This is a genomic window from Opitutia bacterium KCR 482 (assembly GCA_029269845.2).
In the GTDB taxonomy this organism is placed as follows: Bacteria; Verrucomicrobiota; Verrucomicrobiia; order Opitutales; family Intestinicryptomonadaceae; genus Merdousia.
Genome location: CP149973.1, coordinates 1,554,589 through 1,575,390, shown reverse-complemented (window position 1 = coordinate 1,575,390; position 20,802 = coordinate 1,554,589). Strand labels below are relative to the sequence as shown.

20 protein-coding genes and 1 tRNA gene are annotated in these 20,802 nt (G+C 56.5%); 10 read left to right on the top strand and 11 right to left on the bottom strand.

Going from position 1 to position 20,802, the window contains the following annotated elements:
* Positions 1-70: 70 nt before the first annotated feature.
* Both P3B99_006660 and P3B99_006655 read right to left on the bottom strand, forming a co-directional pair.
* A complete protein-coding gene (locus P3B99_006660; protein ID WYJ06888.1) occupies positions 71-1,108 on the bottom strand; it encodes an L-rhamnose/proton symporter RhaT in 1,038 nt (345 codons plus the stop codon).
* Between the two features lie 96 nt (positions 1,109-1,204).
* Positions 1,205-2,455, bottom strand: a complete 1,251-nt coding sequence (locus P3B99_006655) for an L-rhamnose isomerase (protein WYJ06887.1) — start codon at positions 2,453-2,455, stop codon at positions 1,205-1,207.
* A gap of 299 nt (positions 2,456-2,754) precedes the next feature.
* On the opposite strand from P3B99_006655, the gene P3B99_006650 reads away from it, so the two are divergent.
* The 4 genes from P3B99_006650 (at position 2,755) to P3B99_006635 (ending at position 5,922) form a co-directional block, all read left to right on the top strand.
* Positions 2,755-3,885 (top strand): glycerate kinase, encoded by a 1,131-nt coding sequence (locus tag P3B99_006650; GenBank protein ID WYJ06886.1) that lies wholly within the window; start codon positions 2,755-2,757, stop codon positions 3,883-3,885.
* A 12-nt stretch (positions 3,886-3,897) separates the two neighbouring features.
* Positions 3,898-4,698, top strand: coding sequence for a pyrroline-5-carboxylate reductase (gene proC / locus P3B99_006645; protein WYJ06885.1), 801 nt, complete (start codon positions 3,898-3,900; stop codon positions 4,696-4,698).
* Between the two features lie 107 nt (positions 4,699-4,805).
* A complete protein-coding gene (locus P3B99_006640) occupies positions 4,806-5,279 on the top strand; it encodes a PEGA domain-containing protein (protein WYJ06884.1) in 474 nt (157 codons plus the stop codon).
* A 355-nt stretch (positions 5,280-5,634) separates the two neighbouring features.
* The gene (locus P3B99_006635) at positions 5,635-5,922 is read left to right on the top strand and encodes a hypothetical protein (GenBank protein WYJ06883.1); all 288 of its coding nucleotides are present in this window, start codon (positions 5,635-5,637) and stop codon (positions 5,920-5,922) included.
* Between the two features lie 72 nt (positions 5,923-5,994).
* On the opposite strand, the gene nadC is transcribed toward P3B99_006635, so the two are convergent.
* The gene (nadC, locus tag P3B99_006630) at positions 5,995-6,930 is read right to left on the bottom strand and encodes a carboxylating nicotinate-nucleotide diphosphorylase (protein WYJ06882.1); all 936 of its coding nucleotides are present in this window, start codon (positions 6,928-6,930) and stop codon (positions 5,995-5,997) included.
* A 1-nt stretch (position 6,931) separates the two neighbouring features.
* Entirely contained in the window at positions 6,932-7,693 is a 762-nt protein-coding gene (locus P3B99_006625) for an inositol monophosphatase (protein ID WYJ06881.1), read from the bottom strand.
* Positions 7,694-7,805: 112 nt separating this feature from the next.
* On the opposite strand from P3B99_006625, the gene prfA reads away from it, so the two are divergent.
* The 4 genes from prfA to P3B99_006605 all read left to right on the top strand — a co-directional run bounded on the left by prfA (position 7,806) and on the right by P3B99_006605 (position 10,327).
* Entirely contained in the window at positions 7,806-8,885 is a 1,080-nt protein-coding gene (prfA, locus tag P3B99_006620) for a peptide chain release factor 1 (protein WYJ06880.1), read from the top strand.
* 3 nt (positions 8,886-8,888) lie between these two features.
* Positions 8,889-9,734, top strand: a complete 846-nt coding sequence (gene prmC / locus P3B99_006615; GenBank protein ID WYJ06879.1) for a peptide chain release factor N(5)-glutamine methyltransferase — start codon at positions 8,889-8,891, stop codon at positions 9,732-9,734.
* Between the two features lies 1 nt (position 9,735).
* Positions 9,736-10,200 carry a YhcH/YjgK/YiaL family protein gene (locus tag P3B99_006610; protein WYJ06878.1) on the top strand — a complete coding sequence of 155 codons (465 nt, stop codon included), beginning with the start codon at positions 9,736-9,738 and terminating at the stop codon, positions 10,198-10,200.
* A 56-nt stretch (positions 10,201-10,256) separates the two neighbouring features.
* Positions 10,257-10,327, top strand: a tRNA-Cys gene (locus P3B99_006605).
* Positions 10,328-10,735: 408 nt separating this feature from the next.
* Here P3B99_006605 and P3B99_006600 read toward each other — a convergent pair.
* From P3B99_006600 to P3B99_006585, 4 genes are read right to left on the bottom strand one after another with little or no spacing between them, the layout of a single operon-like run.
* Positions 10,736-12,223, bottom strand: a complete 1,488-nt coding sequence (locus P3B99_006600; protein ID WYJ06877.1) for an efflux transporter outer membrane subunit — start codon at positions 12,221-12,223, stop codon at positions 10,736-10,738.
* A complete protein-coding gene (locus P3B99_006595; GenBank protein WYJ06876.1) occupies positions 12,216-13,568 on the bottom strand; it encodes an ABC transporter permease in 1,353 nt (450 codons plus the stop codon). The genes P3B99_006600 and P3B99_006595 overlap by 8 nt, the downstream gene beginning before the upstream one ends.
* A complete protein-coding gene (locus P3B99_006590) occupies positions 13,565-14,260 on the bottom strand; it encodes an ABC transporter ATP-binding protein (GenBank protein WYJ06875.1) in 696 nt (231 codons plus the stop codon). Before P3B99_006590 ends, P3B99_006595 begins: the two co-directional genes overlap by 4 nt.
* Complete coding sequence (locus P3B99_006585; GenBank protein WYJ06874.1) at positions 14,257-15,531, bottom strand: efflux RND transporter periplasmic adaptor subunit; 1,275 nt, start codon at positions 15,529-15,531, stop codon at positions 14,257-14,259. The genes P3B99_006590 and P3B99_006585 overlap by 4 nt, the downstream gene beginning before the upstream one ends.
* Before the next feature lie 94 nt (positions 15,532-15,625).
* On the opposite strand from P3B99_006585, the gene P3B99_006580 reads away from it, so the two are divergent.
* Entirely contained in the window at positions 15,626-15,943 is a 318-nt protein-coding gene (locus tag P3B99_006580; protein ID WYJ06873.1) for a helix-turn-helix domain-containing protein, read from the top strand.
* Between the two features lie 150 nt (positions 15,944-16,093).
* On the opposite strand, the gene leuA is transcribed toward P3B99_006580, so the two are convergent.
* The gene (gene leuA, locus P3B99_006575; protein WYJ06872.1) at positions 16,094-17,785 is read right to left on the bottom strand and encodes a 2-isopropylmalate synthase; all 1,692 of its coding nucleotides are present in this window, start codon (positions 17,783-17,785) and stop codon (positions 16,094-16,096) included.
* Between the two features lie 76 nt (positions 17,786-17,861).
* Between leuA and P3B99_006570 the strand changes: the two genes are divergently transcribed.
* Positions 17,862-17,990: a hypothetical protein gene (locus tag P3B99_006570; GenBank protein ID WYJ06871.1), complete on the top strand. Its 129-nt coding sequence runs from the start codon at positions 17,862-17,864 to the stop codon at positions 17,988-17,990.
* A gap of 91 nt (positions 17,991-18,081) precedes the next feature.
* Here P3B99_006570 and P3B99_006565 read toward each other — a convergent pair whose 3' ends face one another.
* The gene (locus P3B99_006565; GenBank protein WYJ06870.1) at positions 18,082-19,446 is read right to left on the bottom strand and encodes a nucleotide sugar dehydrogenase; all 1,365 of its coding nucleotides are present in this window, start codon (positions 19,444-19,446) and stop codon (positions 18,082-18,084) included.
* A gap of 1 nt (position 19,447) precedes the next feature.
* Positions 19,448-20,707, bottom strand: coding sequence for an argininosuccinate synthase (locus tag P3B99_006560; GenBank protein WYJ06869.1), 1,260 nt, complete (start codon positions 20,705-20,707; stop codon positions 19,448-19,450).
* Positions 20,708-20,802 lie beyond the last annotated feature (95 nt).

Below are 20,802 nucleotides of genomic sequence, written 5' to 3'. Positions count from 1 at the left end.
GCGCGGACAGGTATCCGCGCCGAGTTTCGCAAGCCACGAACAAGAGTCGGGCGTCAATGTGTTAACTTCGTTATATCGACATCACGAACGTGGACGCAGCAAGAACCAGAATGCCGAGCCAAAGCACCGCCTTTGTGAGCTTGGACGAGCCTTTCCATTCGCCGATAAGCAGCCCGATTACGCCCGCGAACACGATTACAAACGCCATCAGAATAGCCCAGCTTGCAAACGCGTACTGCTCCGAAAGTTTCGTCTGCCCCATGCCGTAGAGGAAGAACTGGCAGTACCAGAGCAGACCGCCCAGAGCGCACAGAAGCATGTAGACAATCCCCCTGCCCGCGCCCGCCGCCTTGGCGTCGGCAAAGCTTTTGTTTTTAAAGGAAAGGAACAGACACCACGCGAAATTCGTGGCAAAGCCGCCGACGAGCGTGATTATGAGGATTGCGCTGTTTTTGAAAAGCTCCGCCTGCGCTGGGTCTATCGCGGCAAGAGCCTTCGCCTTTTCGGCAATCGGCTTGCCCGCGTCCATTGAAAGCGACATGCACGCGCTCAGAAAGCCCGCTACAATCGCCACGGCAAAGCCCTTCGCAAGGCTGAATTCCGACGAGCCGCCGTCCGCGCCCGCCGCCTTTGCGTCGCGCTCTTTCATCATGCCCGCAACGCCGTTTATTGCTATTCCCAGCGCGCAAATGAACACGCCTATGAGCACCAGAAGCCCCGCGCGGTCGGAGGCGATTTCGAGAATCTTGCCCGACTTAATCGGCGGAATTAGCGTTCCCACCAACGCGCAGAAGCCGAGGGCGACCGCCGTGCCCAAGCCGATTCCCAAATAGCGCATCGAAAGCCCGAACGTAAGCCCGCCGACGCCCCAAAGCGCGCCGTAGACGAATGTCCAGATAATTGTGTCGAACTCGACCTCCCCTATCGCCTGCCAGCAGCTGGGGATTGCGAAGCTTGCGATAAGCGTCGGGCAAATGATGAGAGCCGCAAGCGACCAGAATATCCACATTACCTCCCACTTCCACTTGACGTATTTGAGCGGTGTGTAGAACGCCGCCGACACAAAGCCCGCGAGCGCAAAAAGCATAATTCCGTAAAACGAATCCATTTGTTGTCTCCTTTTGTTTTCGCGCCGAAAGCGGCGCACGGGGTTGAAAAAAACAAACCGCCGAGAATGTCGGCGGTTCGCGGAAAATCCGGACAATTAACGCTTCGAAAGCACTTTCTGTTCGTACTTCTTGATGCCTTCAACCATCTTCAAGCCGCAGGGCTTGCCGCTGCGCTTGCAGTATTCCGCCCAAACGTCGGCGAACGGAAGCGTGCGCGATTCCTCCATGAGGGCGAGGCGCATGCCGAAATCGACGTCGTTTTCCGCCTTGCGCATCATCGCTACGGGCTCGAGCAGAGCGTAGAGCAGAGCTTTGCGGGCGGCGCGCATGCCGAGAGCCCACGCGAAAATGCGGTTAATCGACGCGTCGAAGTAGTCCATGCCGATGTGCACCTTGTCGATTGCGTTCGTGCGGACGATTTCCTGCATGATTGCCGTGGTGTTGTCGTCGAAAAGCACGACGTGGTCGCTGTCCCACCTTACGCCGCGAGAGACGTGCAGGAGGAGTTCGGGGACGAAAAGGAGAGCCGAGGAGATTTTGTCGGCAATCGTTTCGGTCGGGTGGAAGTGCCCGGAGTCGAAAGTGATGAGAATGCCGTTCTTTACCGCATAGCCCATTACGAATTCGTGCGAGCCTACGACGTAGCTTTCGCTGCCGATGCCGAAGAGCTTGCTTTCGAAGGAATCCTTGTTGTATTTCTTCGAGATTTTGACCTTGAAAATCTTGTCGAGAGAGTCCGCCATGCGTTCGCGGGGCGCGAGCCTGTCGGCGGGCATGTCCTTCATGCCGTCGGGCATCCAGAAGTTCGTGATTACGGTGTCGCCGAGTTCCTTGCCGATTCTTTCGGCGATTTTGCGGCACGCAATGCCGTGCTCAACCCAGTACTGGCGCACGCCCTTGTCGGGGCTTGAAAGCGTCATGCCGTCTTTTACGAGCGGGTGCGAGAAATACGTCGGGTTGAAGTCTATGCCCATTTTGCGCGACTTGCACCAGTCTACCCAGCCCTTGAAATTTTCGTAGCCGATTTTGTTGCGCTCAACCTTTTTGCCGCCGAATTCGCCGTAGATTGCGTGTAGGTTGAGACGGATTTTTCCGGGGATATATTTTACGGCTTCGTCGATGTCGGCGCGGAGTTCGTCGGGATTGCGAGCCTTGCCGGGGTAGTTGCCCGTAGCCTGAATGCCGTCGCCCGAAAGACCCGCGTCGGGAGTTTCGAAGCCGCACACGTCGTCGCCCTGCCAGCAGTGCATGGAAAGCGGAATGGAATCGAGAATTTGAATCGCCTTTTCGGTGTCTACCCCGAACTTGGCGTACTGTTCTTTTGCGTCTTTATAAGTGTTTGCCATATGACAAAAATTCATAGGAAGCCCCGCGCCGATTGCAAGCATATTTTAAAGTTTTTAAACAAAAACAGACGAAAACCCAAACGGCGGCGCAAATTCGGCGACGCCCTTTATCCGCGTCCCGCCCCGTCGCTTTGCCCGCGATTCGGCGCGGGGAGACGCGAAGCAACCGCCGCTTGTTCAAAAAAATGACCGCGCGGATAAAAAAATAATTGCCTTTAAGTGATTTTTTTGAAATTATAGAAATAATGGCGGTTAGTTGGAATTTCCCATAATTCTAAAAAATTACAGCATTACTTATCATGAGCAAAACACTGAAATTCTTGGTAGCACCCGATAAATTCCGCGGCTCGCTCTCGGCGAGTCAGGCTGCGCACGCCATAAAAATGGGGATTCTCGCCGAATCGAAAGACGCCCAGATTTCCGAATACACGCTCACCGACGGCGGCGACGGCTTTGTAGACACAGTTTCGAAGGCAATAAAAGGCTCTAAGGTCATAAGGCTCAAAACTATCGACCCCACGGGGCAGGTGCTCACGGCAAAATGCGCCCTGCTTGACGAATCCACGGCTCTTGTAGGGCTTACGGAGGCGTCGGGAATCAACCTCGTTTCGGAGCAGGAGCGCAACCCCGCAAAGCTTACGAACATAGGTTCGGGACAGATTCTCGAAAAACTCGTCGAACGCGGCTACAAAACGATTATCGTGGGCGTCGGCGGAAGCGCGACAAACGACGGCGGCATAGGGCTTCTCATTCCCCTCGGCTTCAAATTTTTGGACAAGGACGGCAAAGACATCGAACCGACTGGCGAGGGGCTTGCGAAGCTCGATAAAATCGTGCCGCCCGAAAAGAAGTTTTCAACAAAGTTCGTCGTTGCGACCGACGTCGGCAACCCGCTGCTCGGCAAGACGGGCGCGGCTCTCGCCTACGCAGAACAAAAGGGCGCGACGAAAGAACAGGCGGAGGCTCTCGAACGGAACATGAAACGCCTCACGGAAGTCGCAAAAAAATGCGTCGGCAAAAGCGCGCACGAACAGGCGGGCGCAGGCTCGGCGGGCGGCTGCGGATACGGTTTGATGACCTTTCTAAACGCCAAGCGCGTGAGCGGCTTCGAGCTGTTCGCAAAATACGCCGACCTCGAAACGGCGGTGAAAAACTCGAACATCGTAATCACGGGCGAAGGCGTCTTCGACGCGACCGACAAGCAGGGCAAAGGCCCGTACGCGCTCGCGAAACTCGCGGCGAAACACAAAAAACCCGTGTGGATTTTCTGCGGCTCTTCCACGCTCTCGCAAAAGGACATCGACGAAATGGGAATCCCCAACGCGAAAATCGGGCAGATTCTGCCCCTCGCCCCGAACCTCGTTGAGGCGCAAAACAGGGCGCCGAAATTCCTATCGCACTTGGCGAAGGAATTTGTAAAACAACTTTAATCGCATAAAAGAATGAAAAAATTCGGCTTCATAGGCGCAGGCAAAATGGCAGGCGCAATTATCCACGGAATTTTGGCGAGCGGCAAGGTGTCCGCCGCCGAAGTGGCGTGCTCGTGCGGCAACGACGACACGGGCAAAAAACTCTCGGCGGAAACGTCGATTGCGCTCGCCGACAGCCTCGAATCGCTCTTCGCGCAGTCCGAAACGATTGTCGCCGCGTGCAAGCCCCAGCAGCTCAAAGACGTTGCGGCGGCGGGGAAGTCGGCAAAGAGCAAGGTGCTTGTGTCGATTCTCGCGGGAACTTCGATTGCCCGCCTGCGCGAGTGCTTCCCGAACGTCGGGAAAATCGTGAGGGTAATGCCGAACATGCCCGCGCAAATTTCGCTGGGAATCTCGTGCTACGCGCCCGAATCGCCCCTTGCGGACGACGAAAAGAAAACGGTAGACACGGTGCTTTCTGCAATCGGCGAATACATGGAAATAGAGGAGGCGCGTCTCGACGCCGTAACCGCGCTTTCGGGAAGCGGCCCGGGCTACATCTTCGAATTCGCCGCGGCAATGATTGCCGGCGCAAGGGAAATAGGCTTTTCGGACGAAGAGGCAAAAAAACTCGTCGAACGCACGCTCCTAGGCTCGGCGGTGTTGCTCGAAAAATCGCCCCTGAGCGCGGACGAACTGCGAATCGCGGTGTCAAGCCCGGGGGGTACGACGCTCGCGGCTCTCGACGTTTTCGAAAAGAGCGGCTTCCGCAAAACGGTCGCCGACGCGCTCAAAGCCGCAGAAAAACGCTCAAAAGAGCTGTCCAAACTGTAATAAAACCGACATTTTAGCGTTTTTTTAAGCAAAAAGCTTGACTGAACACAAAATGAATGGCACATTGTCAACCAATCAACCGCAATAAATCTACAACAAAACCCTTTATGAAAAAAATACTCCTTCTTTCGTTTACAGCAGCACTTCTTTCGGCATGCTCCACAATGACGTTCACGGAAGACGTTTCGGTAGACAGCATTCCGTCGGGCGCAAAAGTGTTCGTCAACGGCGAACTTGCAGGACAAACCCCCACAGTCCTCTCGCTCGACACCAAAAGCGTCTACGAAATCAAGCTCGTAAAGGAAGGCTATAAAGACCAGACGGTCAGCCTCGCCTCGGTTCGCGCCAATCCCCTCGTAAAGTTCGGTCCTCTGGTTGACATGGGCTACTACAAGAAATTGACGCCCGCCCCCGTGAACCAGTCGCTCAAACCCGCATTCCTCCCCGCGACGAAAGGCGTAAAGCCCTTCGAAGACATGGCGGGCGCGATTTTGAAAGTAGACCAGTTGAGAAAAGACGGCAAGATTTCGCGCGACGAGCACAGCTACCTGCTCATGCAAATCACCGAATTCTACAAATAACAAGAAACGTAAATTTTCGCGAAGGAACGGACACCGCAGGGAGTCCGTTTTTTTTGCACCCAATAAAAACGCGAAATGCGCAAGCAATGCCCACGCCATTGCGCGCAAACTGCAACTAATGCCCGCGCACACGGCGTACCGCCAGACCGAGACGCAAAGCTCCGATAGAAAACGCCGCAATGCCGATTTTCCGACGGCAAGCCGCGCACGACAAAACGTCCCCCGAACGGCGGAGCAAACCACCGTTTGCATGGGAACAAGCCCGCGAAACGGACTGCAAACCGCCGTTTTTGCACACGCCCGCCGCAAATAAATATGTCTTGCAAAAAATCGGCGGGCAACAGACAATGACAAAATGAAACGTTTTCTACTTATACTTGCCATGCTTCCCGCTTTCGCATTTTGCGCGGACGCGGCGGCAATGAAAAAAGGAAGCAAATTCGACCTCGAAGCCGCCCAGAAAAACATGGCGACTTTTGCAAAATCGTTCGTAGCCTCCGACGCCACAAAACTCGACGAGCAAATTGCAATGTACGCGCTCGAAAACAAGCTCGAAATAAGGAGCGCCTCTCTTGCCGTTTCCGTGCAGCGCGAGCAAAACTACACCGAATACTTCGCGCTCGTAGTTTTCAAGCGCAGCTAAAATTTCCCCCGCCCCATAAAAAAACCGCGCGTCGCATGGCGCGCGGTTTTTTGCGTTTAAGGCGCGGAGATTCTACGAGTCCAAGCCGATGTCAATCCAGCGACCCGAATGCACGGGCGCGGCGGTCGAGACGAAGTCGGGCCCGATGCGGGCAATCGCGCCGATGTTGTCGAGTTTGACGCCCCCCGAAGCCTCCGTCCAAGCCTTGTCGCCAATCATATCGACGGCGGTTTTGAGATCGGCGTACGAGAAGTTGTCGAGCATGATTACGTCGGCGTCGGCGTCGAGAACGGGCTGGATTTGCAAAAGCGAATCGACCTCCACTTCGACCGCGACGTCGGGATTTTCGTCTTTGGCAAGCCTTACGGCGTTCGCGAGCATGTCGCCCGTGACGGCGCGGGCGGCGACAAGGTGGTTGTCTTTGAGCATTACGCGGTCGAACAGCCCTATTCTGTGGTTGAAACCGCCGCCGCAGGCGAACGCGTATTTTTCGAGAACGCGCAGACAGGGCGTCGTCTTGCGGGTGTCGAGCAGGCGCGTCTTGGAATCTCCCAAAGCCTTGACGTACTCCGCCGTGACCGTCGCCACGCCCGAAAGCCTCTGAATGAAATTGAGCATTATGCGCTCCGCCTGCAAAATAATGCGGGCAGACCCCGAAATTTCCCCGATTTGCCCGCCCTTTTCAACGCGGTCGCCGTCGGAGACAAAGGGCGTGAATGCGCACGTTTCGCCGTCAACCGTCGATTCGTAGACTTTGAGGATAATCGGAATGATGTTGATTCCGCACATAATCATTTCGCGTCGGGCGACGAGAAACGACCTTATTTCGGAGCGCGGCGTAATCGTCGCCGTCGTGATGTCGGCGCAGCGGGCGGGCTTTACTTTCAGCCCCGCGCCTTCGATGTCCTCGGCGCGAGCCGTGCGGACGAGATTTTCGAGATATTTTTCGTCGAGGTCGCCCCAAGTGAGGCGTCGGACGAGGTGTGATTTAAATTTTTCGCTTTTCATTTTAGATAAAAAATTCCCTGTTTGCCGCCGCGCGAATCGAAATGCAGAAAGGCTTTTCGGGTATGCCCTGCGGAACGACTTCGTACGCCGCGCCGACCGACTCCATCAGCGAAAGCCCGCCCGCGACGTCCCACAAATACAGACGCTCTTCATGGTACGAGTCCGCGCGTCCCGACGCCACCCACGCCATTGCGCACGCCGCGCTGCCGCACATTCTGACTTTCTTGAACTTCTGCGCCGCCATGACGAAGCGTTTGAGATTGTCGTCCGAGTAGTCCGTCGCGCTCGGGAAGCCCGTCATGAGGACTCCCTGCGAGACGCTCTTCGCCCATTTCGGCGAGACCTTTTCGCCGTTTACCGTAAGCGGGAAGCCCTTGCCTCCTAAGAACAGCTCGTTGCGGGTGAAATCGTAAATCGCGCCGACCACGGGAGTAAGTCCCGACATCAGCCCGATGCTCACGCACACACCTGGGATACCGCGCAAAAAGTTGTAGGTGCCGTCGATGGGATCGACAACCCAGTACAATTCGCCCGAAGAAAGCAGAGAGGCGTCGCCGCCCTTTTCCTCGCCCACGACGCGCACGCCGGTGGCCGCGAGCTTTTCGCGGATAAACAGTTCGCTTTCCACGTCCTCTTGAAGTTTTACGTCGTTGCCTGCGTCCGAATTGACGCGGCGTTCGGAAATTTTTTTGAGCCTGTCGCCCGCCGCCTGCGCGACTTCGCGGACAATGCCGTAATACTGTTCGGAATCTTTTTTATCCATGCGGGCATTATCGTAAAAATCGGGGCGCGTTTACAAGTTTATTTTGGGACGCGGGCGGCGGAAGTCTGCGTATTTTCTTGCAAGTTGAGGTTTTTTTTTAGAGATTCGGACAATGGAAGGCATACCACCAATCAAACCTTTTCTCGACAGGCTCGCCGATTTGGACAAAAAAATGGCGGAGTCGGATTTCTATAACGACCAACGCGCCGCAAGCGCGGTCTCGCGAGAACACCAGCAACTTTCCAAACTGAAAGACCTCTACGAACAGCTCGAAAAGGAGCGCGAACAAATAGAGGAAAACAAAAAAATCATCGAGGAAAACGCCGACCCCGAATTTGTCGAGCTTGCGCGGGAGGACATCGCCGAGCTTGAAGCGAAATTCGAACCCACGAAAAACGAAATCCTCAAAATGATGATTCCCGCCGACCCCACCGACTCGCGCAATACTGTCGTGGAAATCCGCGCGGGCACGGGCGGAGACGAGGCGTCGCTGTTCGCCGCCGACCTTTACAGAATGTACTGCCGCTATGCCGACTCGCGCGGCTGGAAGGTTGAAAACCTAAGCTCCAGCGAATCGCCCGCGGGCGGCTTCAAGGAAATCTGCTTCCTGCTTTCGGGAACGGACGTCTACCGCTCGATGAAATACGAATGCGGAACGCACCGCGTGCAGCGCGTGCCCGTGACGGAGGCGGCCGGCAGAATCCACACGTCGGCGGCGACGGTCGCGGTTCTCCCGGAAGCCGAGGAGGTCGACATTCACATAGACCCCAACGACATCGAAATTTCAATCGCGCGCGCAAGCGGCCCCGGAGGGCAGGGCGTCAACACGACAGACTCTGCCGTTCAAATTCTCCACAAGCCCACGGGCATGATTGTCAAATGCGCCGACGAACGCTCGCAGCTCAAAAACAAGACAAAGGCACTCAAAGTTCTGCGCTCGCGCCTGCTCGAAATGAAACAGCAGGAAGAGCACGACAAATACGCCGCAAACCGCCGCGAACAAATCGGCTCGGGCGACCGCTCTGAGCGAATCAGAACATACAACTACCCGCAAAGCCGCATTACCGACCACCGAATCGGCATGACAATCCACTCGCTGCCGCAGTTCATGGACGGCGACATCGACGAAATGATCCGCGCCCTTGAAGAGGCGGACTACGTCCAAAAAGTCAAGGCTCTGACGGAAAAATAAGACGTGCAAAGCGTTCTCGAAATTCTGCAAAAATGCGCGGGATACTTCGCCGCAAAGGGTATCGAGACGCCCAAGCTCGACGCCGAACTGCTCCTTGCGCACGCGCTCGGCTGCAAGAGGCTCGAACTGTTTCTGCGCTTCGAAGAGCCGCTCCCCGAAGCCAAGCTTGCGCCCTTCCGCGAAATGGCGAAACGCCGCGCAAGGCGCGAGCCGCTGCAACACATAATAGGCTCGGTAGACTTCTTCGGGCTGACGCTTAAATGCGACGCCCGCGCCCTTGTGCCGCGCCACGAAACCGAAACGCTCTGCGAAATCGCGGTCGAAAAACTCCTCCCCGACGCCTCCGCTAAGCCCGAAATTCTCGACCTCGGCACGGGGTCGGGCGCAATCGCGCTGGCGATGGCGTCTGCGTGTCCGAACGCGTCGGTCGACGCGGCGGAAATTTCCGACGCCGCAATTTCGCTCGCGGCCGAAAACGCGGAATCGCTCAAACTAAAAATAAACATCGTAAAATCGGACTGGTTCGAAAACATCAAAAAATCATACAATCTGATTTTGGCGAACCCGCCCTACCTCGACGAATCCGAAGTGCGCGAAGCCCAGCCCGAAGTGCGGAACTACGACCCCCCCTCCGCGCTGTCGTCGCCCGACGGCGGACTACGCGACCTGAGGAAAATCCTATCCGAAGCGCGGGAGCACCTGCTCGACGGCGGATTCATCGCGTGCGAATGCGGGCTTGGGCAGCCGCAAATCCTCGCGCGGGAGGCCGTCGAAAAATTCGGCTTTTCGGAAGCCCGCGCCCTCCCCGACCTCTCAAAGCGCGAAAGATTTTTAATCTGCAAAAAATAACATGATAAAAGACAATATCCGCAATCTGTCGCTCTACGAAAACGCCCACCCCGAATTCAAAAGAGCCTTCAAAATCATTCTCGACACGCCCGCCGACCAACCCGACGGCGCGACGGAATTCGACGGCATAAAGCGCATGGTGCAGTCGTACACAACCCGCGCGGCGGCGGAAAAGCGCATGGAGGCGCACGAAAAATACATCGACATTCAGTACGTCGCCGAGGGCGAGGAAAAATTCTTTTTCGCCGACAAAAAAATCTTCAAAATCACCGAGCCCTACAACGCCGAAAAGGACGTTGAATTTTACGACAGCGCGGATTTCGAGAAGTCGGAATCGGCGGAGGCGTCGGTCTTGAAGGCGGGCGAATTTGCGGTGTTTTTCCCCGACGACGCCCACAAGCCAAGCCTGCACACAGGCAAACAGCACGCGGTGAAAAAAATCCTGCTGAAAATCCCACTCAAATAAAAAAAGGCTTGCATTGGGCGCGCGCGTGCGCTTAAATGCAAAACTTTAATTTATTCGGCGTGGTAGCCAAGTGGTAAGGCAAGGCTCTGCAAAAGCTTCATCATCGGTTCGATTCCGATCCACGCCTTTTTCATGCCGAACGCAACAAGCGGTCGGTTTTTTTGTGATTGGGCAAAGCGGGAAAGCCGACGCCCCCCCCTTGCCTCATTTTTACGGCTTGCCGAACCCCCGCAAACCGCCGCCCGCGCGGTTCAAGACGGGCGCGTGCAAAACCAGAGGCGACGCGCGGGCACGTCGGGACAAAAATGCGGACGCGGGCAAAAACCCGCGCTTTGAATTTCGCGCGGAAAACGGAATTTTAGGAAAGCTAAAACGCCTGCGTTTAACCGCAAAACATTCGCCGCCCATTTCGGGAAAGACGCCTAAAAAGCAAAAACGCCCGCCGAGAAAAAATCGGCGGGCGGTGCCTAAAATTCAAACTTTGCGATGCGGAAGAAAGGGCGAATCCGAAAGAGAGAGTCCGCGCGGCAGGCTTCTATTGCGTGTTTGCGGAATCGGCAGTTTCGCCGTCGCCGAAAGCCTCCTTAAAGAAGAGCCACTGGGAGTCCTCCTCCGTGTCCTGCAAGTCGGACTCGCTCCAACCGCCGCCGAGCGCGGCGTAAAGCGAAACTATGTTCGAGACGAACTGCCGCCTGCTCGAAACTTGGCTCTGCTCCGAAGAGAGCATGGAACGCTGTGTGTCGAGCAAATCGAGGAATTCGATTTCGCCCTCCGAATAGAGTTTGGACGACAGCTCGAACGCCTTTTTGTTGCTCTCAACAAGCTTGTTTATGTGGGCGATTCTCTCGCGCTCCTTCTGCGCCGAAACGATTGCGTCCTCAACCTCCTTCAACGCCGCAAGCACCGCCGAATTCCACGAAACGCCCGCAGCCTCCGCGACCGCCTTTTGGAGTTTCACGTTGAAATACGTCTTGCCCGCCTGAAAGAGATTCCAGCTTGCGCTCGGCCCAGCCGACCATGTGCCGTACTGGTTTTGCACGAGCTTTCCGATGTCGGGCGCCTGATAGGAAATCTGCCCCGTTATGAAAAATTTGGGGTAGAAGTCCGACTTTGCGTTGCCGATTTTTGCGACCGCCGCGTGCAGTTTGTTTTCCGCCGAAAGAATGTCGGGGCGGCGGCGCACGAGCTTTGCGGGAACGCCCGTCGGCACAAAGCTTTCCAAAATCGGAAGCACGCGCGGGGCTTCAAGCTCCTTTTCGAGCGAGCCTGCGGGAAGAGCCAAAAGCAGTTCGAGCGCGTGGCGGGCGAGCAGCATTTTGCTTTCGAGCTGCGGAATCTGCGCGGACGTGCTGTCGAGCTGCGCGGCGGCGCGCACGACGTCCAAATCGGATACAAAACCGTTGGACTTGCGTTTCACGGTTATGTTGTATGTTTTGCGCTGGGCTTCGAGATTCCGCTTGGTAATAATCAGCTCCTGTTGATAGCCTCTGTACAGAAAATAATTTTTTGCGACCTCCGCCGCGACCGAAATCTTCGTCGCGCACTTGTCGGCGAGAGCCGCCTTGTAGTCGGACACCGCCGCCTCTATGCCGCGACGCGTGCCGCCGAAAATATCGACCTCCCACGCCGCGTCCGCGCCCCACGAAAACGAGTGGTTCGACGCCGAAATCTTCCCCGCCTGCTTGAAGCCCGCGTCGGCGTCGAGCGACGGGAAAAAGCCGCTTTGCGTAATGCCGAGCGTTGCGCGAGCCTGCTTGATTTTCGCGACCGCCGTAGCCAAATCGAAATTCTTTTCGAACGCGCGGCGCACAAGCGACGACAGCGTTTCGTCGCCGAAGACGCCCCACCATTCGGCAAGCTCGGCGTCGGACGGCTCGCGCGGGTTCGCCACGCTTTTGCCGTCGGACGAATATTTTTCGGGAAGCGCGTCGGCTTTCGGTTTTTCGAAGTCGGGGCCGACCATGCAGCCGCACAGCGCGGCGCACGCGAAAGCCGTTATTATTTTCTGACAAATTCTATTCATATCTAAGAGCCTCAATTGGGTCGAGCCGCGCCGCCTTCCACGCGGGGTAGTATCCGAAAACCACGCCCACGAGAGCCGAAACGCCCACCGCCAAAACTATCGCGCCGTACGAAACAGACGACGGCCAGTGCATAAGAACCGACATCGCAACCGACAGCCCGTGCCCGAGCGCGATTCCCAACAGCCCGCCGAGCATGCAAATCACGATTGATTCCACCAAAAACTGTTTGAGAATGTCGCCGCCCCGCGCGCCGACCGCCATGCGCAGCCCGATTTCGCGCGTGCGCTCCGTTACAGAAACGAGCATTATGTTCATGATTCCTATGCCGCCTACAAGCAGCGAAACGAACGCCACGCACAGGAGCAAATTCGTAATAGTCTCGGTCTGCGACGTGAAAAATTCGGAGAATTCCGCCATGGTGCGGATTCTGAAATCGTCGTCGTTTTCGGGCGCAAGCCTGTGGGTTTCGCGCATGACGGCGGTGATTTCCTCCACCGCACGGGGCACTTCCGCCTGACTCGGCGCGGAGAGAATAAGAGAGTCCACGTTTGCGAAGCGCACGGGCGGGCGGTTCGAGCTTGACGACGACGGGTAGAGGTCGAGGCTTCCGACGTAGAAGTCGGACGTGCTCGACGCGCTGCTTGTCGAGCTTGTCGTCGAAGTCGAGCTAAGCGAAGTGCTTCCCGCGCCGCGCAGGCGCATTTTCACGGTAGTCCACGGCGCGATTACCGTGTCGTCCTGGTCGAAGCCCATCATGTTTGCGCCCTTCGTTTTGAGCACGCCGATGATTTTGAAGACGACATTCTGAATGCGCAAATCCTTGCCGACGGGATTTTCGCCGCCGAAAAGCTCGCGAACAATCGTAGAACCCACGAGGCAGACCTTCGAGCCGCGCGCGACGTGCACGGGGTCTATCGGCTCGCCGTCCTCTATGTACCAGTTCGCGATTTTCAGGTAGTCGGCGTTGACGCCTATAATGCTGAACGGGCTCCAATTTTTTCCGCCGTAGATAATCTGCCCGCGCACGTTCACCACGGGCGAAACAGACACGACCGACGGACAGCCCTTTTTGATTGCGGCGACGTCGGTGAGCGTGATGTTCGCCCTGCCGCTCGACCCCGAGCTTACGCCGCTTCTTGTGATAGTCCCGGGCCAGACGCGGATTGTGTTCACGCCCATGTTGGCGATGTTTTTCGCCAGCGTCTCGCGCGCGCCGTTGCCTATTTCCATCAGCGCGATAACCGCGGCAATGCCGATGACAATGCCGAGCGTCGTCAGGAAAGTCCGGGTGGGGTTGCGGCAGATTGCCTTCAACGCCCATTTCAATACGCGCAGTCTTCTCATTTTCGCAATACGGTGTCGGAGGAAATTTCCCCGTCTTTGAGTTTGATAATGCGTTTCGCGCTTTGCGCGACGTCCATTTCGTGGGTTACAAGAACGATTGTCACGCCGTCCTTTTCGTTGATTTCGTTGAAAATCCGCAGGATTTCTTCGCTCATTTTCGTGTCGAGGTTGCCCGTCGGCTCGTCGGCGAAGACGATTTGCGGCTTGTTGACGAGCGCGCGGGCGATTGCCACGCGCTGCTGCTGTCCGCCCGAAAGCCGCGACGGCTCGTGATCCATGCGGTCGGCAAGCCCGACGCGTTCGAGCATTGCCTTGCCCATTTCGAGCATCTTCTTTTCCGACAAATGCGCCGCGGTGTAGCCGAGCGGCATTATGACGTTTTCGAGGGCGGTCGTCCTTGCGAGCAGGTTGAAATTCTGGAAGACGAAGCCGATTTTCTTGTTTCTGACGTCCGCGCGTCCGTCGTTGTCGAGCTTGGAAATCTCCCTGCCGTCGAGCCAGTACTCGCCGCCCGTGGGTCTGTCGAGACAGCCCAGAATGTTCATCAGCGTGCTTTTGCCCGAACCCGAAACCCCCGTGAGCGCGACCATTTCGCCGCGCTCCACATTCAGGGTAATGCCCTTCAAGACGGGCAGCGAGATGTCGCCCATGAAGTAGGTTTTTTGAATGTTTTTAAGCGAAATCAGGCTCATTTTTTTGCGGGCGCGTTGCCCTTTTTGCGTTGCGGCATTTTCGGCATGAACGGCGTGCTCACCGCGGACTTTGCGGCGGCTGTTTCGACGCCCGTTATGAGGACGTCGCCCGCCTTGATTTCCGACGCTTCGACCGCAGTCCACGCGCCATCGTTGATAAGGGTTTTGACTTTCACGGGGCGCACTTTGTTTTCGCCCGCAAGCACCCACACGCAGCGCGAGTTTTCGGGCGCGGCTTCGCCGTCGGCTATGTATTTTGCGTCGGGCGAGAAGCGCAGAGCCGCGTTCGGCACGGCGAGCGCGCCGTTTTTGCGGGCGGTTTCGAAGCTCAGATTCGCCGAAAGATAGGGCAAAAGTTTGAGGTCGGAGTTGTCCGTGAGAACCTCCACGACGTACGTCACCACGTTTTGCGACATCGTGGCGTTAAGGCGGATTTTCCCGACTGTGCCCGCGAATTTTTCCGACGGGAACGCGTCAACCGTAAACGACACGGGCTGTCCCTTGTGGATTCCGCCGATGTCCGCTTCGTTCACCGAAGCCCAGACCTCCATGCGGCGCAGGTCTTTTGCGATGGAAAACAGGCTGCTTGCGCTCATGTTCGAAACAACCGTCTGCCCCACGTTCACCTTGCGGTCGATGACGACGCCGTTGACGGGAGCTTTGATGACGCAGTATTCGAGGTTGCGCTTTGCCTCTTTCATGTTCGCCTCAGCCTGCACGACGTCCGCGTTTGCCTGCAAAATTTTTGCCTTTGCCACGTCGATTTCGGCGGTCGCCTTTTCCCACGCGGCAAGGTAGGAGTCGTACGACGCCTGCGAGAGCGCTTCCGACGCTCCCAGACGCTCGGCGCGTTTCCAGTCGCGCTCAGCCTGACGCAGGTTGGTTTGCGCCACGACGAGGTTTGCGTTCGCCTGCGTCTGCGCCGCCTTTGCGGCTTCGAGCTTCGCGTTCGCGCTGAGGTAGTTCGACTGCTGGATTTGGTCGTCGATAAGCGCGATGACGTCGCCCTCGCGGATTTCCGAGCCGTAATCGACCTCCTTGCCGTCCTTGTCCTTTCCGAACGCGATGATTTCGCCCGAAACGCGGGCGGCTACGTCAACCAGATCTTCGGGTTCGACAGTGCCCGTTGCGTCTATTGTCTTTACGACGTCGCGCGTCTGCGCTGTTGCCGTTTTGAATTGTACGGCGGCTTCCGACGACCCGAAAAATCCGAAATATACGCCCGCGCCCGCGGCTGCGAGCACTGCGGCTGCAAATAATAATTTTTTCATGTTCCCTTTATATACAAAAAATTTCCTCCGTGCGCTGGTAAAAAACGCAGACGAAGCAATAAAGTTTCAAAAAATAAAAATACGCAATAAAAAATTGACACGACATGCAAAGCTCCCATATTGGGAGCGCATGGACGGCAGAAAATCGCACGAAATAACGGTACTCGAAGAATTCATGAAGGAAAACGGATTCACGCGCAAAGATTTGGAGGCGCAGGTAGGCTCGCGCTCGCGCGTTTCCGAGGTGCTGTCGGGCAAAAGACAGCTGTCGATTTCAATGCTGAAAAATCTGGTAAACAACTGGGGAATAGACGCCAACCTGCTTCTAAAAGACCCGTCTAACAAGCCCGAAAAACACGCCGCCCCCGAACGCAAAAGCGGCAAAGACTCAATCGTCTGGCTGCTCGACTAATCCCCCCTCCGGCGACGGATTTCGCCAAATTCCCGCCGCGCGAGCCATGCGCCCTCCCCGCGCCGCGAAATTCCCGCCGCAAGAGCCGCAAAAAAAAAACGCCGAAGCCCCAAGAGGTTTCGGCGTTTTTGTCCGCGTTTCGGCGGCTCGTTATTTGCGCATTCTGTCGTAGGCGCAGACAAGGCCTTTCAGCCCCGCCGACTCTATGTTTGAGTCTACCCCGACGCCCCAAACCTTGCGGCCGTCATCCTGCGATTCAAGGCAGATGTACGCCGCCGACTTCGTCGCCGAGCCTTTGCCGATTGCGTGCGAGCGGTAGTCTACAAGCTTGAAGTCTTTCATTCCGTTCGAGGCGAACGCCATCACAAGCGCGTTAATCGGCCCGTTGCCGGTTGCCGACAAAATTTTCTCCTCGCCGTTGACGCGCAACTTGGCGGAGATGAAGACCCTGTTGGGGTCGCCGTCGGGCTTGTTGTCGTCGGTGTCGATTTTGTACGTCTCCAATTTCACGGGGCTTTCGCGGCGGGCGAACTCGTCGGCGAAGATTTCGAAAATCTCGTTCGGCTGAAGCTCCTTTCCGAGCTTGTCGGCAACGCCGTTCACATAGTCTCCGACCTGCTGGCGCATTGCCTGCGGAATGTCGAAGCCGAAGTCGTTTTGCAAGATGTACGCAACCCCGCCCTTGCCGCTCTGCGAGTTTATGCGGATAATCGCCTCGTACGAGCAGCCGATGTCTGTGGGGTCGATGAGCAGGTAGGGAACTTCCCATTCCTTGATGCCGTCCTTGCGCATCATGTCCATGCCCTTTTTGATGGCGTCTTGGTGCGAGCCGCTGAACGCGGTGAAAACCAAGTCGCCCGCGTAGGGCTGGCGCGGCGGAACTTTCATGCCCGTGCACTCTTCGTAGACCGCGCGGATTTTCGGCAGGTCGGTGAAGTCGAGCTTGGGGTCTACGCCCTCCGCGAACATGTTGAGCGCGACCGTCACGATGTCGAGGTTGCCCGTGCGCTCGCCGTTGCCGAAGAGCGTGCCCTCAACCCTGTCCGCGCCCGCCAAAATGCCGAGCTCGGTCGACGCGACGCCCGTGCCGCGGTCGTTGTGCGTGTGGAGGCTGATTTCGACGCAGTCGCGGTCGGAGATATTGCGGCAAATCCATTCGATTTGGTCGGCGTACACGTTGGGCTGGTTGTACTGCACGGTTTCGGGCAGGTTTACAATCAGCTTGTTCTGCGGGGTCGGCTTCCAGATGTCCTTGACGGCCTCGCAGATTTCGAGCGCAAAATCAAGCTCGGTGTCGCTGAAGCTTTCGGGCGAGTACTCCATTCTGACGTGCGTGCCGTTCTTTTCGGCTTCGTCGGCGAGCCGCTTTACGAGCGTCGCGCCCGTCCGCGCGATTTCGATAATCTCTTCGCGCGACATCTTGAACGTTACCTTGCGCTGCAACGCCGACGTGCTGTTGTAGAGGTGCACGATTGCGTTTTTGCAGCCTTTGAGGGCTTCGAAAGTCTTGCGGATTAAGTGCTCGCGGCTTTGGGTGAGCACCTGCAAGGACACGTCGTCGGGCACGAGGTTTTCGTCTATGATTCTGCGGATAAAATTGTACTCCGTTTCGCTGGCGGCGGGGAAGCCGACTTCGATTTCCTTGAACCCTATTTCAACAAGCGTCTTGAAAAGTTTGAGTTTCTGCTCGACGTTCATCGGGACTGCGAGAGCCTGATTGCCGTCGCGCAAGTCCACGCTGCACCATGTGGGGGCAGCTTCTATTTTTTTGTCGGGCCACTGCCTGTCGGGCAGTTTGATGTCGAACCGACGTCTGTATTTCAATATGTCGCTATTTTTCATTTTATATTGACGTTAAATTTATTCCGCTTCCGCAAAAAAATCAAGCGCGATTCCCCATCGGAAAAACACGCCCGACATGAAGAATTGCGAATGCCCGCAAACCGAGTTTAAAAACTTCATGCTCGGCGAAGCCGAGCCGCTTAGGCTTGTCAAATTGGGTGAAGAAGGGTGGCTTTGCGTTTCGGCGGCGGCGCGAGCATATTAGACATACGCAACCGCTGCCGACGAAAAGTGAAACGCCCTTATTTGCCCGATTTCACAAGCCCGACAAAAGACTGGGGCTGCATTGCGCCGCGCTACGACAGATTTCCCTTTCCTATGCCGCGCACAAGGAATCCGAGTTCAAGCAAAAGCCGGTGGTCGAGGCAGTTTCTGCCGTCGAAAATCCACGCGGGGGTTGCCATGGCCTTTCTGATTTTTGCGTAGTCGAGCTTTTTGAATTCGTCCCAGTGCGTTAGCAGGACAATCGCGTGCGCGTTTTCCGCCGCCTCGTAGGGCGACGCGCAAAATTCCACGCGGGGGTCGTCCTCCGAAATGCCCAAGTCGGCGCAGATTTGGGTTTTCGACACTTTCGGGTCGTAGAAAGCCAAGTGCGCGTGCTCGTTCAAAAAGTCTTTGCAGATGTCTATTGCGGGCGATTCGCGCGTGTCGTTTGTGTTTTCCTTGAACGCGAACCCGAAAATCGCAAGGCGTTTTCCGCAGATGTTGCGGAACAGGCTTTCCACCACGTTCGACGAAAAACGCCTCTTTTGGTATGCGTTCATTTCGACCACGCCGCGCCAGTACTGCGCCACTTTCGGCAGGTTGAAGTGCTCGCAAAGATACACCAAATTAAGCAGGTCTTTCTGGAAGCACGAGCCGCCGTAGCCTATCGAGCTTCTCAGGAATTTCGAGCCTATGCGCGAGTCGCTGCCGACCGCCATTGCGACCTGTTCGACGTCCGCGCCCGTAGCCTCGCACAGCGCGCTGATTGCGTTTATGGAGCTTATGCGCTGCGCCAAGAACGCGTTTGCCGTGAGCTTGCTAAGCTCGCTCGACCAAAGGTTTGTTGTGATGATTCTTTCGCGCGGCACCCAGCGAGCGTAAATCGACGCAAGCGTTTCTATTGCCCTGCGCCCCGCCTCGGAGTCTTCGTCGCCGCCGATAAGCACGCGGTCGGGGTTTTCCAAGTCGCGCACAGCCGTGCCCTCAGCCAAAAATTCGGGGTTGGAGAGCACCTGAAATTCGCGCCCCGTTGCGGCGAGAATCGTCTTGATTACGTCCGCCGTGCGCACGGGCATCGTCGATTTTTCCACGACTATTTTCCCGCTCTTTGCCGAACGCGCTATCGTGCGCGAGCACGCCTCCACATAGCTGAGGTCGGACGCGCTTCCCGCTCCGTAGCCGTACGTTTTCGTGGGCGTGTTGACGGAGATGAAAATGATGTCCGCCTTGTCAATCGCGCCCTCGATGTCCGTTGTAAAAAAGAGGTTTTTGCCCCTGACCTCGCGGACCAGCCCGTCGAGATTCGGCTCGAAAACGGGCAGGTTGTCGGAGTTCCACGCCGCAATGCGCGCCTCGTTGACGTCGACAACGTCCACATGAATGTCCGGACATTTGCGGGCAATCATCGTCATCGTCGGGCCGCCAACGTAGCCCGCGCCAATGCAGCATATTCGCATCTTATTCTCTTACGAGTTTCGACTTGTTCGCGAACGCCTCTTTCGAAACGCCCTGCTTGCGCGCGCGCTGGCGCAGACGCAGCGACTGGAGCTTGATGAAGCCCGTTGCGTCGTCCTGATTGTATTCGCTCTTGACGCCTTCCATGCTCGCGATGTTCGCGTCGTAGAGGCTCAGCGGGCTCTTTCTGCCGACGCACGTGATGTTGCCCTTGTAGAGCTTGATTCTCACGACGCCGCTTACGGTGTCCTGACTCTTGTCGATGAACGCCTGCAAAGCTTCGCGTTCGGGCGCGTACCAGAAGCCGTTGTAGATGAGTTCCGCGTACTTGGGGATAAGAGAGTCGCGCAGGTGCATAAGCTCCCTGTCCATGGTGATTGTTTCCATGTTGCGGTGCGCGAATTCGAGAATCGTGCCGCCGGGGGTTTCGTACACACCGCGGCTCTTCATGCCGACAAAGCGGTTTTCGACGATGTCCACGCGGCCGATGCCGTTTTCGCCGCCGATTTTATTGAGCGCGCGGAGAATGTCGGAGGGCTTCATCTGCTTGCCGTCGATTGCGACGCAGTCTCCCTTTTCGAAAGTGAGTTCGAGGTATACGGGCTTGTCGGGGGCGTCTTCGGGCGAAACCGTGGTCTTGAACATGTCCTTGTTTTCGGGGACGGTCGGGTCGAACCACGGGTCTTCGAGAATGCCCGCTTCGTACGAGATGTGGAGCATGTTTCTGTCCATCGAATAGGGCTTCTTTGAGGACGCCTCCACGTTGATGTTATGCTCGCGGCAATAGGCAATCATTTCGCTTCTGCCGGGGAACTTTTCGCGGAATTCGTCTATTCTCCACGGCGAGATAATCTGCAAGTCGGGAGCGAGAGCCGCGTAGGAGATTTCGAAGCGGCACTGGTCGTTGCCCTTGCCCGTTGCGCCGTGCGCGACGGCGTCGGCGTTTTCGGCCTTGGCGATTTCGACCTGCGCCTTTGCGATGAGCGGGCGCGCAATCGAAGTGCCGAGGTAGTACTGCCCTTCGTAAATGGCGTTTGCGCGAATCATCGGGTAGATGAAGTCGGCAACAAATTCGTCCTGCAAGTCTACGGTGTAGTGAGCTACCGCGCCCGTGGCTTTGGCTTTTTCAGCCAAGCCCGAAAGCTCTTCGCCCTGACCGACGTTTGCGGCGAATGTAACCACTTCTGCGTTGAAGCGGTCTTTAATCCACTTGACGATAACGGAGGTATCGAGGCCTCCCGAATATGCGAGAACTACTTTCATTGTATTTTCCTTTTAAAAATTTCCTCTTTTATAACCCTATTTTTCCGCAATGGAAGCTTTTTCTTACTATAAAACCGCGCAATAAGCGGACAAAA

Excerpts from the sequence above, each read along its gene's own strand:
- P3B99_006660 (WYJ06888.1), bottom strand. The coding sequence starts at position 1,108 with ATGGATTCGTTTTACGGAATTATGCTTTTTGCGCTCGCGGGCTTTGTG.
- P3B99_006655 (WYJ06887.1), bottom strand. The coding sequence starts at position 2,455 with ATGGCAAACACTTATAAAGACGCAAAAGAACAGTACGCCAAGTTCGGG.
- P3B99_006650 (WYJ06886.1), top strand. The coding sequence starts at position 2,755 with ATGAGCAAAACACTGAAATTCTTGGTAGCACCCGATAAATTCCGCGGC.
- proC (WYJ06885.1), top strand. The coding sequence starts at position 3,898 with ATGAAAAAATTCGGCTTCATAGGCGCAGGCAAAATGGCAGGCGCAATT.
- P3B99_006640 (WYJ06884.1), top strand. The coding sequence starts at position 4,806 with ATGAAAAAAATACTCCTTCTTTCGTTTACAGCAGCACTTCTTTCGGCA.
- P3B99_006635 (WYJ06883.1), top strand. The coding sequence starts at position 5,635 with ATGAAACGTTTTCTACTTATACTTGCCATGCTTCCCGCTTTCGCATTT.
- nadC (WYJ06882.1), bottom strand. The coding sequence starts at position 6,930 with ATGAAAAGCGAAAAATTTAAATCACACCTCGTCCGACGCCTCACTTGG.
- P3B99_006625 (WYJ06881.1), bottom strand. The coding sequence starts at position 7,693 with ATGGATAAAAAAGATTCCGAACAGTATTACGGCATTGTCCGCGAAGTC.
- prfA (WYJ06880.1), top strand. The coding sequence starts at position 7,806 with ATGGAAGGCATACCACCAATCAAACCTTTTCTCGACAGGCTCGCCGAT.
- P3B99_006610 (WYJ06878.1), top strand. The coding sequence starts at position 9,736 with ATGATAAAAGACAATATCCGCAATCTGTCGCTCTACGAAAACGCCCAC.
- P3B99_006600 (WYJ06877.1), bottom strand. The coding sequence starts at position 12,223 with ATGAATAGAATTTGTCAGAAAATAATAACGGCTTTCGCGTGCGCCGCG.
- P3B99_006595 (WYJ06876.1), bottom strand. The coding sequence starts at position 13,568 with ATGAGAAGACTGCGCGTATTGAAATGGGCGTTGAAGGCAATCTGCCGC.
- P3B99_006590 (WYJ06875.1), bottom strand. The coding sequence starts at position 14,260 with ATGAGCCTGATTTCGCTTAAAAACATTCAAAAAACCTACTTCATGGGC.
- P3B99_006585 (WYJ06874.1), bottom strand. The coding sequence starts at position 15,531 with ATGAAAAAATTATTATTTGCAGCCGCAGTGCTCGCAGCCGCGGGCGCG.
- leuA (WYJ06872.1), bottom strand. The coding sequence starts at position 17,785 with ATGAAAAATAGCGACATATTGAAATACAGACGTCGGTTCGACATCAAA.
- P3B99_006570 (WYJ06871.1), top strand. The coding sequence starts at position 17,862 with ATGAAGAATTGCGAATGCCCGCAAACCGAGTTTAAAAACTTCATGCTC.
- P3B99_006565 (WYJ06870.1), bottom strand. The coding sequence starts at position 19,446 with ATGCGAATATGCTGCATTGGCGCGGGCTACGTTGGCGGCCCGACGATG.
- P3B99_006560 (WYJ06869.1), bottom strand. The coding sequence starts at position 20,707 with ATGAAAGTAGTTCTCGCATATTCGGGAGGCCTCGATACCTCCGTTATC.